The 11,697-nt window shown below is 46.8% G+C and carries 11 protein-coding genes; 6 read left to right on the top strand and 5 right to left on the bottom strand.

What is annotated here, in order from left to right:
* Positions 1–98: 98 nt before the first annotated feature.
* Positions 99–578, bottom strand: a complete 480-nt coding sequence (locus CSR02_RS15710) for a YaiI/YqxD family protein (RefSeq protein ID WP_042786388.1) — start codon at positions 576–578, stop codon at positions 99–101.
* 229 nt (positions 579–807) lie between these two features.
* Here CSR02_RS15710 and CSR02_RS15705 point away from each other — a divergent pair, with 229 nt between their 5' ends.
* Complete coding sequence (locus tag CSR02_RS15705; protein ID WP_042786387.1) at positions 808–1,332, top strand: Spy/CpxP family protein refolding chaperone; 525 nt, start codon at positions 808–810, stop codon at positions 1,330–1,332.
* Positions 1,333–1,467: 135 nt separating this feature from the next.
* The gene (locus tag CSR02_RS15700) at positions 1,468–2,706 is read left to right on the top strand and encodes a multidrug effflux MFS transporter (RefSeq protein WP_099542298.1); all 1,239 of its coding nucleotides are present in this window, start codon (positions 1,468–1,470) and stop codon (positions 2,704–2,706) included.
* Between the two features lie 27 nt (positions 2,707–2,733).
* Here CSR02_RS15700 and CSR02_RS15695 read toward each other — a convergent pair whose 3' ends face one another.
* From CSR02_RS15695 to CSR02_RS15680, 4 genes are read right to left on the bottom strand one after another with little or no spacing between them, the layout of a single operon-like run.
* Positions 2,734–3,120, bottom strand: a complete 387-nt coding sequence (locus CSR02_RS15695) for a hypothetical protein (RefSeq protein WP_042786554.1) — start codon at positions 3,118–3,120, stop codon at positions 2,734–2,736.
* Between the two features lie 31 nt (positions 3,121–3,151).
* Positions 3,152–3,337 carry a Trm112 family protein gene (locus CSR02_RS15690; protein ID WP_003623252.1) on the bottom strand — a complete coding sequence of 62 codons (186 nt, stop codon included), beginning with the start codon at positions 3,335–3,337 and terminating at the stop codon, positions 3,152–3,154.
* 27 nt (positions 3,338–3,364) lie between these two features.
* Positions 3,365–4,069 carry an LON peptidase substrate-binding domain-containing protein gene (locus tag CSR02_RS15685; RefSeq protein WP_099542297.1) on the bottom strand — a complete coding sequence of 235 codons (705 nt, stop codon included), beginning with the start codon at positions 4,067–4,069 and terminating at the stop codon, positions 3,365–3,367.
* A gap of 14 nt (positions 4,070–4,083) precedes the next feature.
* On the bottom strand, positions 4,084–5,043 hold the full coding sequence (locus CSR02_RS15680) for a tetratricopeptide repeat protein (RefSeq protein WP_099542296.1): 960 nt from the start codon (positions 5,041–5,043) through the stop codon (positions 4,084–4,086).
* 238 nt (positions 5,044–5,281) lie between these two features.
* Here CSR02_RS15680 and uvrA point away from each other — a divergent pair, with 238 nt between their 5' ends.
* From uvrA to CSR02_RS15660, 4 genes are all read left to right on the top strand, one after another.
* Positions 5,282–8,146 carry an excinuclease ABC subunit UvrA gene (gene uvrA / locus CSR02_RS15675; RefSeq protein WP_099542295.1) on the top strand — a complete coding sequence of 955 codons (2,865 nt, stop codon included), beginning with the start codon at positions 5,282–5,284 and terminating at the stop codon, positions 8,144–8,146.
* Positions 8,146–8,985 carry a creatininase family protein gene (locus CSR02_RS15670; protein ID WP_099542294.1) on the top strand — a complete coding sequence of 280 codons (840 nt, stop codon included), beginning with the start codon at positions 8,146–8,148 and terminating at the stop codon, positions 8,983–8,985. The genes uvrA and CSR02_RS15670 overlap by 1 nt, the downstream gene beginning before the upstream one ends.
* A 136-nt stretch (positions 8,986–9,121) precedes the next feature.
* Positions 9,122–10,387 carry a YncE family protein gene (locus CSR02_RS15665; protein ID WP_099542293.1) on the top strand — a complete coding sequence of 422 codons (1,266 nt, stop codon included), beginning with the start codon at positions 9,122–9,124 and terminating at the stop codon, positions 10,385–10,387.
* Positions 10,388–10,464: 77 nt separating this feature from the next.
* The gene (locus tag CSR02_RS15660; protein ID WP_099542292.1) at positions 10,465–11,697 is read left to right on the top strand and encodes a DUF2075 domain-containing protein; all 1,233 of its coding nucleotides are present in this window, start codon (positions 10,465–10,467) and stop codon (positions 11,695–11,697) included.

Raw genomic sequence — 11,697 nt, 5'->3', positions numbered from 1 at the left:
AGGGACAAAAGATTGGTGGAGATTGGCTCCACCAGTTCTTTACTCTATCTCCTTGAAATTGTTATGTTTTTTGAGAGCATAGGCCGTTTGTGGATGGTTTACGTTCTTGGATGTGTTAACGGGCGTGGCCGTGGTTTTTGGGCTTTCACTACCAATGTATCCAGTGCAGAAAGAAAGCGGGAACGCTCTGCTTTTCCAAATGCACTTCCGCCAGACGTCATAATCCCTGCTGAACGTAAATCTGTCATTAGGTTACGCATTGCCAAGGCCATGCCAATGGCATCGCTATCCAGAATCCGTCCTTTCGGCTCAAGAACATACGCGCCTTTTTCAACGCAACGTGCTGCAAGCGGAATATCCGCTGTAATAACAATGTCTCGGTCAGCTACGCGCTCAGCAATCCAATCATCTGCCACGTCTGGCCCTGCATCTACAACAATACGTTCAATAAGTGGACCATCCGGCACCATAATCATTCTATTGGAAACAACGAAAACACGTAGGCCGTATCGACTGGCAACGCGATAGACCTCATCTTTTACCGGGCAAGCATCAGAATCTATAAAAATATATGGCATACAGTTAATCTGCCGCAGCCATGTTTGAACTGCAAATTCGTTTGTAAGGATGTCATATCGAAGTGGAAATCACGCAATACAATTTTCCAGATAAAGACAATCACATGTCATAAACCATTTTTCTTTTAAAATTATGCCTTTTTTCAGACACAAGCCTTTGTCATTAGTCAGAGAACAGGCAAAGTGTTTAAGCACTTTGTTACGGTAAAGATTTTATAAGGCGAATCTGATGAAAAAAGTTTTGATGGCGACAGCGCTGACTTTGGGCATGATGACATCCGCAGTCTCTTTTGCGCATGCTCAGGATGCAGCCCCGACTGTTGGTGCACCTCCGCCGGGTGGCCCAGGTTGTGGCCCGATGCATCACCACGGAATGGGTGGCCCTCTTCTGAAGCTGGATGGCATTAAGCTGACCTCTGCTCAGAAGAAGAAGCTGAAAGCGATTTTTGATGCAAACAAGCCTTCTGACCCAAAAGCAGATATGGAACAGATGCATAGCCTGCATCAGCAGGAACGTGACATTCTGACAACACCGGGCCCGGTTGATCAGGCCAAGCTGCAGCAGATTGAACAGCAGATCAGCACCATGCAGACCGAACGCGCAACAAAGCGCTTGCAGGTTGAAACGCAGGTTCATGATATTCTGACCAAAAAGCAGCTGAAGCAGATTGCAGAACGGCCTGAACCTCAGATGCCGCCAATGTGCGGAAACGGTGCGCCTCCGGCTCCGCCGGCAGACACCGAAAGCAAATAAGCTTTCACAAAAAGCTGCCAGACATTCTGGCAGCTTTTTTTACGTCTAAAAACATTGATGCATTGTGTCTGCATTCATGGACAAATGGTGCAGATCAAGAGAAAGAACAGGATGTTCTTTTTCGGTGCCTGACTCATGACAATATCTTCTGCCTCTGCCCTTTTTAAAAATGGACTGCCGTTGCGGCTTATTCTGCTTTTAGGGCTTGTTACGGCAATTGGTCCTCTTGCTACAGATATGTACCTGCCCGCTTTTCCTGAAGTGGAGCAGGATTTGGGCGGTGGTGCAGGTTCGGCCCAGTTTACACTTGGGGCATGGTTTTTAGGGTTGGCTTTTGGCCAATTCTCTCAAGGCCCGCTGTCAGACAGGTTTGGGCGAAAAGTACCTCTTGTTGCAGGGCTTGCCGTATTTGCCACAGCATCTGCCATGTGTGCGGTGGTGCAAGATTACCATCTGTTCTGTATTATGCGTTTTATTGGGGCATTTGGTGGATCTGCCAGCGCCGTTATTCCGCGTGCCATTGTAAGAGATGTCGCTACCGGTAAAAAGGGTGCGCATATCATGGCGCAGCTTACGCTGGTGTTTGGGGTTATGCCTGTGTTGGCGCCCAGCATGGGCAGCCTTGTGCTGGAGTTTGGAAACTGGCGATGGATTTTCTGGAGTGGCACACTGTACGCCGTGCTGGGCATGATTGGTATTATATGGATGCTGCCAGACACATTGTCTCCCGCGCACAGGATGCGCTTAGCACCATTTGAGATTTTCATCCGCTATCGTACGATCCTGCGTGAGCCTGTTTTTCTTTCCAATGCGCTTATCACAACATTTTCTACTTTTGTGATGTTTGCCTATTTGGGAAGTGCGCCTGTTCTGTTTGAGCAGGTTCTTCATTTTTCTCCTACAGCTTTCGGTGTGTTTTTTGGTGTAAACGCTGCAGCCTTTATTTTGGGAACCCAGATTAACGGCAGACTTGTGCATAGGTTTGCCATGCCAGCTCTGGTGGAATGTGCCATTACTTGGGCTTTGGTCATGGGTGGGATTTTTGTGGTTATCGCTTGTTCAGGTTTGGCAAATATTGCCCATCCGTGGCTGACATGCGGGCTTATCACCAGCATTACGGGGGCATTGGGGTTTATTGGGCCAAATGGCACTGTTATGGCGTTTTCGCGCCATGCACATCAGGCGGGAAGTGCTTCTGCATTGTTGGGGACAATGCAGTTTAGTCTTGGATCCTTAAGTAGTGTTTTGGTGGGTATTTTGCCCGGCGGGGGTGCCATTCCCACGGCTATTGGCATGATGACGGGTATAATGGGCATGGCTTGTGCCAATATACTACGCCGTAGACATACAGATCAGGCCGAGCATGAACATTAAGCTGAAATAATATAAGACCAGCCAGAATTAATGGCTGGAAGATCTATCTGCAGGTTTGCCATAAATGGCTTGAGTTTGCGGGGTAACGGTATGCCCATCTTCTGTTTGCATAGCACCAGCAGCCCCAGAACCTGAATCCGGTAGTGTTTCATAACGTTCTTCAGGTTTGGGTGGCGTAGGCTGGGCAGGCCGTCCCTCACGCGCGGCTTGGGCTTCGCGCAGGTTTTCTTCCTGTTCTGCTGCCTTGGCTTCGGCAGGGGCGGCTTCAGGCAGAAAACGGCCTGGGCGTTCAGGAGGGACATCAATATTCTCTCCTTCAATAGGTCCGTGACATGCCACCAGCAAAGGTGAGACCAAAAGAAGGTTTCCGATTAGGGAGCCTGTTTTTTTCGCCAGAAGCATGGACGGGTTCAGTGTAAAGGAGAAAAAGAAAGCGGGTTGATTTTTAGCTTTCCAGCCGACGGGCTTCATCTGGCAACATGATAGGAATGCCATCACGGATAGGAAAAGCAAGACCCGCTTTTTTGCTGATCAGCTCATTTGTTTCAGCGTTGTAAGTCAGAGGCCCCTTGGTGACAGGGCAAACAAGCACCGAAAGAAGACGGGAATCAAGCGGAGGTGTGTCAGACATCGGTTCTCTGTTCCTCAGTATAATGGCTCAGGAAGGCGGGCCTTCCTGTTCCGGACCAGACAGGTCTAGCAGTGTTTGCAGTACCCGCACACGGTCAGTTAGATCTTCGGCATCAAGCAATGCCTGTTTTTCTGCCGGAGGGAAAGGACAGATCATAGGTAACGTTACCAACAGGATGTCATCTTCCATCTGTTCCAGCAAAGACCAGCGCGCCTGTAGGCCCTTTTTCTGGAAGTAACGCCGCATGGATGCCAGAAGCTTTTCCCGATCAAAGGGAGCGGAAGGAATTTCGTTCAGATCCCCTGCAAAAGTGGAAACATCTATCCGACCTTGCCGATATCCGCGTGTTTCTTCTGTTTCACGCAGCAGGCGAAAGCGCGTAAGGCCAGCCAGTGTGACCGCATAAGTGCCATCTGAACGCTCGGTAAAGGAAACAATCCGGCCCAAACACCCTATAGGGTAAAGAGGAGGATTTTCGTTTGCTTCATCATCTTCTTCACGCCAACGTGGCTGGATCATGCCTATCAGGCGCTGTGTTGCCAGTGCATCTTCCACCAATGCAATATAGCGCGGTTCAAATACGTTAAGTGGCAGCCTACCTCGCGGCAGAAGCACAACGCCACTTAACGGAAACAGGCCGATTTCCGGTGGAATATCGGCCAAGGTTATATCCCCCAGTTTTGGAACGCGCCGGGGGATATCCTCTTCATCTTGAAAAAATACTGCGGCCAAAAGGTTTTACACTCTTACGAAAATAGCATGGAGGAGAGGCGACGGCGTGCGATGGCTGTTGCGGGTTCATCATTTCCCCATGCTTCAAAAAAACGCAGAAGCTGCTGTTTGGCAGCGCCTTCCTTCCAGTTACGGTCTGTTTTGATGATATGCAGCAATTCATTTGCGGCTTCTTCGCGTTTTCCGGCTGCATTCAGGGCTGTTGCCAGTTCGCAACGTGCTTCAAAATCTTCCGGGTTAGCGGCAAGACGTGCACGAATGCTTTCCATTTCCTCCGCAGCCTTGCGCCCTTCCTTTTTCAGATCCAATGCAGCGCGTGCTCCTGCAACCTCTGGGCTATCGGTAATTTTGGCCGGTACATCAGCCAAAGCTGCCACAGCGGCATCTTCATCATCCAATGCCAACATGGCCCGGATCAGCCCGGCCCATGCACGTGGGTTTTCTGGTTCTTCTCCAATAACGGAGGAATAAAGCTCTGCAGCGCGTGCGGGCATTTTTGTTTCCAGCGCTACATCTGCTTCACGCAGCTGTTCGGTGGCAGGCAAAATGCCCCCGCCACTGCTTTTCAAAATGTTTTCAACAAATTTCTTGATTTCGCTTTCTGGTAACGCACCCTGGAACAAATCTAGAATCTGCCCTTTCCAGAAAGCGGCAACCAACGGAATGGACTGGATGGGCAGACCAATCTGCGCAAGTTGTCCGGCTAGCGCCCGGTTGGCTTCAATATCAATTTTCACCAAGCGGACCTTGCCGCGCGCGGCTGTCACCACTTTTTCTAGCATAGGGGCAAGCTGTTTACAGGGGCCACACCACTCTGCCCAGAAATCAACAAGAACAGGAACAGAACGACTGGCCTCAATCACATCCTGCATGAAGGTGGCTTGAGACCCATCCGTAATAACAGGCCCTGCTGCCTGATGCGCCATTGCGCCGTTTTGTGCAGTGGATTGCGGTTGGCCGATAAGATGTTCCATCTGTTCCTGTATCCTTAATTCAATGCTGCGGTCAGTCTGGAAAGCATCCTTCTGGCCGACTTTGATCTGTTTATATGTTCTAGATGGTCAATCAGGGCATGATGCGCAATGGCAATTAGGGCATGGCTTGCCCATATCAGATTAAAGACAATAGCTGTCGCCGCCTTATCACGCATTGCATGAAGGTGGCCTTTGGCGGCATACTAGGACAAAACAGGAACGGCGGCAGATTTCTTTCATGAAAAAATCAGAATTTTCCGGTCAGCAGAGCATTCGAGTGCGTGGCGCACGGGTTCATAATCTGAAAAATGTGGATATTGATATTCCGCGTGACAAACTGACCGTGATGACAGGGCTTTCGGGGTCTGGAAAATCTTCCCTTGCGTTTGATACGATCTATGCGGAAGGGCAACGCCGGTATGTGGAAAGTCTTTCTGCCTATGCCCGCCAGTTTCTGGAGCTGATGGGCAAGCCGGATGTGGATTCTATAGAGGGTCTTTCTCCAGCCATTTCTATTGAACAGAAAACAACATCCAAAAATCCGCGTTCCACAGTTGGCACTGTAACGGAAATTTACGATTATATGCGCCTGCTATGGGCACGTGCAGGCGTGCCTTACTCCCCTGCCACAGGGCTGCCGATTGAGGCGCAAACTGTCACCCAGATGGTTGACCGCATTATGGCATTGCCGGAGGGAACACGCCTGATGCTTCTCTCCCCTGTTATTCGTGACAGAAAAGGGGAATACCGGAAGGAGCTGGCAGAGCTTCAGCGTAAAGGATTTACCCGTGTAAAGGTGGATGGAACCCTTTACGAAATTGATGATGTTCCGAGCCTGAACCGAAAGTTACGCCATACTGTAGAAGTGGTTGTAGATCGGGTGGTGGTGAAGCAAGGGCTTGAAACGCGTCTGGCAGATAGCCTTGAAACGGCATTGGAGCTTTCTGATGGCATTGTATATGCGGAAGAGGTTTCAAAAGATGAAAACAAGGAAAAAGAAAAACTTGTTTTTTCATCGCATTTTTCCTGCCCGGTAAGTGGATTTACGCTGGAAGAAATAGAACCGCGCCTGTTTTCATTCAACGCGCCCCAAGGGGCATGTCCGGCGTGTGATGGCATTGGTGTTGAAACCTACTTTAACCCGCATCTTATTGTGCCAGATGAAACACTAAGCCTTGCAAAAGGTGCTATTGCACCTTGGAAAGATGCTAAATCTCCCTTACTGGAACAAACTCTTGAAAGTCTGGCCCAGCATTTTTCTGTAAAAATGGAAACGCCTTGGAAAGATCTTCCCGAAAAGGTGCGTGAGGGTATTCTTTACGGAACCCCGGAAAATGTAGATTTTACCTATAAAGACGGCATGAAAAGCTATGTCGTTTCCAAGCCGTTTGAAGGGGTTATAAAAAGCCTTGAAAAACGCTTGCGCACAACAGAAAGCATGTGGGTAAGAGAAGAGCTTTCTCGTTATCAGTCTGAAAAAGCATGTCATGTTTGTGAAGGGGCACGCTTGCGGCCAGAGGCTCTTTCTGTGCGGGTTGCAGATAAAAATATTGCGCAGGCCTGTGAACTCCCCATCGGGCAGGCTCTGGACTGGTTTGATACAGTGCTGCCTACCCTTACACCGCAAAGAGCAGAAATTGCACGCCGTATTCTGCGTGAAATTCTGGAACGTCTGAAGTTTCTTGATGATGTTGGCTTGGAATATCTGACACTTTCAAGAAGTTCAGCAACGCTTTCTGGTGGAGAAAGCCAGCGTATCCGTCTTGCCAGCCAAATTGGTTCTGGGCTGACAGGTGTTTTATATGTTCTGGATGAACCCTCCATCGGTCTTCATCAGCGCGATAATGAACGTCTGCTTGGTACATTACAGCGTTTGAAAAATCTGGGAAATACGCTGATTGTTGTTGAACATGATGAAGATGCGATCAGAAGTGCAGATTGGCTTGTAGATATGGGGCCAGGCGCTGGTGTGAATGGAGGTACTGTTGTTGCACAAGGTACACCAGCACAGGTTGCCAAATCTCCCAATAGCCTGACAGGTGCCTATCTTTCTGGACGTAAGAAAATTGATGTGCCTGCAGAACGCCGAAAGATAAATAAAAAGAAAATTCTGACAGTTGAAGGTGCAACCGGACATAATCTTAAAAACGTAACGGCACGGTTTCCGCTGGGTACATTCACTTGCGTTACGGGTGTTTCGGGAAGTGGTAAGTCTACACTGGTTATAGATACACTTTACAAAGCGCTTTCACGCCAGTTGATGGGGGCAGGCACATCGCCGGAACCCTATAAACGTATCAAGGGTATGGAACTGCTGGATAAGATTATTGATATTGATCAGTCCCCAATCGGGCGCACACCACGTTCTAACCCTGCAACCTATACAGATCTTTTTACACCTATAAGAGACTGGTTTGCCGAACTTCCTGAAAGTAAGGCAAGGGGTTACAAGCCAGGGCGCTTCTCTTTCAATGTAAAAGGGGGACGTTGTGAGGCATGTCAGGGTGATGGTGTTATTAAAATTGAAATGCACTTTTTGCCCGATGTGTTTGTAAAGTGTGATGCCTGCAAAGGGCAGCGTTATAACCGTGAGACACTTGATATTAAATTTCGTGGTAAATCTATTGCAGATGTACTGGCCATGAGTGTGGATGAAGCCCTGCCCTATTTCTCTGCACAGTCTCGTATTCGGGATAGGTTGGCTATTTTGCAAAAAGTTGGCTTGGGATATGTTGCTTTGGGTCAGCAGGCCACAACTCTTTCTGGAGGGGAAGCCCAGCGCGTTAAACTGTCCAAGGAGCTGGCGCGTAGGGCAACAGGGCGCACGCTGTATATTCTGGATGAACCAACAACTGGCCTACATACAGAAGATGTTAGAAAATTATTAGAAGTTTTGCATGCCCTTGTTGATCAGGGCAATACGGTTGTTGTGATTGAACATAACCTGGAGGTAATAAAAACGGCTGACTGGATTATAGATGTTGGTCCAGAAGGAGGAGATGGTGGCGGGCAGATTGTTGCTGAAGGAACACCAGAAGATATTGCCGCATGCCCACAAAGTTATACAGGCCGGTTTCTGGCCCCTCTGCTTGTGAAGAAATAATGAAAAAGCACTTTTTTGCTTTAGCTGTTATGGGTGTTTCTGCTTTATTTGCGAATGAAGCAGAAACACATAGCGCAGTGGCAGAAACAACATGTTCTGCCTTTCCCTCCTCTGTTCTGTTTGAAAAACAGACATGGACAGAAATTCAATCTGATATTGCTTGCGGCATAACCACTCTTATTATTCCTGTTGGCGGAACAGAACAGAGTGGCCCTTATATTGCCGTTGGCAAACATAACACACGTGTTATGGAAATAGCGCAAAAGATAGCAGAAAAATCTGGGAAAACCCTTGTCGCGCCAGTTGTGGCGTATGTACCAGAAGGTAGTACATCCCCTCGCACATCTCACATGAAGTTTCCGGGAACCATTACAATACCGACAGATGTTTTTGAAAAGCTGATAATGTCAGCAGCAAAAAGTTTTCAGGTGCAAGGGTTTCGTCTGATTGTTCTTATTGGTGATCATGGAGGGTATCAGAAATCTTTAGAGAAAGTTGCGGCGCAGTTGAATAAGGAGTGGGCCAGCACACAGGCACAGGCACTTTATATAAAGCAATATTATAGCGTTATACCGCATCAGTATGTGCAATGGCTCAGCCAGCATGGATATGCAAAAGATGTGGGCATGCATGCAGATATCAGTGATACATCGTTGATGTTGGCCGTAGATCCCACCATGGTAAGGTTGGATGCATTGCAGAAGTCTGGTGCACCAACCAGTGCACAAGGTATTTATGGGGGAGACCCACGCAAAGCATCTGCCAGTTTAGGGCAAGTTGGTGTGGACATGCAGATAAAAGCCGCAGTTTCTGCCATTGATGATGCAAGAGTTAAATAAATGAAAAGGACTTTATAGAATAGAATATTGGGTCTCTACTTAAAAATATTTAGAATAGACCTTATTAGGGCGCCATGATAAATCCAGCCTGATAGAATAAATTCATCATGGTCCAAAGATAATGAGGTACAATGTTATGGCTTCTAAAGCCTATTTAATAGCGGCAACAGCTTTAGCGGCTGTAGTAAGCGCTGGAACTGTGGCATTTGCGCAGGATGCTACGCAGCCAGCACCAGTAGCTCAACAACCGGCAGAAACACCTGCATCTGCACCGGCTGCTACTCCTAATCCTGCTTCAGAAATGCCAGTAGGTTCTGCGGTAAAAATTGACACAATTCCAGGTATGCCGCCTGTTATTGATCCCAATAACCTTTATAGCGAAACGCGCTCAGATAATATTGCACCAGAAGTTGCACAAGATCCGGCGCGGGTTTACGTGCCCAATCTGCGTTCGAATGATGTTTCGGTTATAGATCCGGCAACATCAAAAGTGGTCGATCGCTTTCCTGTAGGTAAAAGCCCTCAGCATGTTGTGCCTGCGTGGGATCTGCGCACATTGTGGGTTACCAATAATGCGGAAGGCACAACAAATGGTAGCTTAACGCCTATTGACCCACGTACAGCCAAACCGGGGCCAGCCGTACAGGTGGATGACCCTTACAACATGTATTTTACGCCAGATGGAAAATCAGCCATTGTTGTGGCAGAAGCACGCAAGCGGCTGGACTTTCGGGATCCGCATACAATGGCATTGCAGGAATCTGTTGAGGTTCCACAATGCAAAGGCGTCAATCATGCGGATTTTTCAATTGATGGACGATATGCCATTTTCACGTGTGAGTTTGGTGGTCATCTTGTAAAAGTTGATACAGTAAACAAAAAAGTTCTGGGTTATCTTGCACTTTCCAGTGGTGGCATGCCGCAGGATATTCTGATCTCTCCAAACGGAAAAACCTTTTACGTTGCTGATATGATGGCAGATGGTGTTTTTACCGTAGATGGGGATACGTTCAAGGAAACAGGTTTTATCCATACGGGTGTTGGTACTCATGGTTTGTACCCCAGTCGTGATGCCACAAAAATGTATGTAGCCAACCGTGGTTCTCACAAAATTCATGGCAAGCCACATAGTAAGGCTGGTGGTGTTTCTGTTATTGATTTTGCCACCAACAAGGTGGTGGCAAACTGGCCGATCCCCGGTGGCGGTAGCCCCGATATGGGGAATGTAAGTGCAGACGGCAAAAGCCTCTGGCTTTCCGGACGGTTTGATGATGTTGTTTATAGAATCAATACGGATGATGGCTCTATGATCAAGATTCCAGTTGGGGCCGAACCTCATGGTCTTACTGTGTGGCCGCAGCCTGGTAGGTATTGCATTGGGCACACTGGCATTTTGCGTTAAGGTTATAAACTAGGATGTTTTTGGAAAAGCCTTTCTTGTTTCAAGAAAGGCTTTTTTTATGAGATTAGGATAGGTGTATGTCTGATTTTCAAAATGAAATAATTGAAAATAATGATGCAAAGAAGAAACTTTCTCCATTTCAGAAACTATCTTCTGCTCAGGAACAGTTAAAAGGGAATATTCTTGAGTTTTGCAAAACGCACCAAAAAGATGAGCATGCCATTTTTGTTATTGAAGGTGATCCTGGAACAGGAAAAAGTGTTGTTATAAATTCCATATTTAATGATTTACAGCGTCTCTCCAGAAGTAAGGAATCGGGAGATATATTTTCGGGAAAGGAAAATTATCTCATCGTGAACCATCCTGAAATGATGAAGCTATATAAAAACATTTCAGAAGATTTTCCTTATATAAGGAAGAAGGATTTTGAGCGACCAACAACATTTATAAACAAAATGCATAAGTTGAAAAAAAGAGCAGATGTTGTGCTTATTGATGAAGCACATCTTCTTTTAACAAGACCCGATAAATACAATAGATTTAACCAAAATAATCATCTTGAAGAGATTATAAAGCTGGCACGGATTGTTATACTTGTTTTTGACGAAAATCAGGTTCTAAAATTTAAAAGTTATTGGGATAAAAATGCACTTTTAAAAATATTAAAGGGATATCCTGTTAAAACCTTTTATCTTGAAGATCAGTTTCGAATGCATGCAAATTTTGATGTTCTGGAGTGGATAAAAAATTTCTGCGCAAGAAAGGTGACACATTTCCCAAAAAAACAGGATTTTGATTTCAGATGTTTTGCTGATGCACAGGAAATGTATGATCTTATAAAGCAGAAAAATAGCCAATATGGGTTATCCCGTATTGTTGCCACATATGATTATCCTTATCGATTAGATGGAAAAGAGCACTTTATTGATGAAGGGCGCTTTCACCTAAGATGGGATCTTTCAAAGCCAGATGAACGGCTGCCATGGGCAGAACGTCCAGACACAATAAATGAGGTTGGATCTGTTTATACAGTGCAAGGGTTCGATTTAAACTATGTGGGGCTAATTCTGGGGCCTTCTGTTTTGTATGATACGCAAGCTGATTGCCTGCGTCTTGATCCTGCCCGCTACGAAGATGGTGCTGCGTTTGCCGGTAAGGATGGTTTGCCTCACCCTGAAAAAGTGAAAGAACAGATCATGCTCAATGCCATTAATGTGTTGATGACAAGGGCCGTAAAAGGGCTGTACCTGTATGCACATGATCCCGCTTTAAGGGAGAAATTGCTGAAAGAACAATCCGAGCGTAACTAA

Origin of the sequence: Acetobacter pomorum, assembly GCF_002738225.1 — a bacterium.
GTDB classification, from domain to species: Bacteria; Pseudomonadota; Alphaproteobacteria; order Acetobacterales; family Acetobacteraceae; genus Acetobacter; species Acetobacter pomorum.
This window is presented reverse-complemented; position numbering and strand designations above follow the sequence as displayed.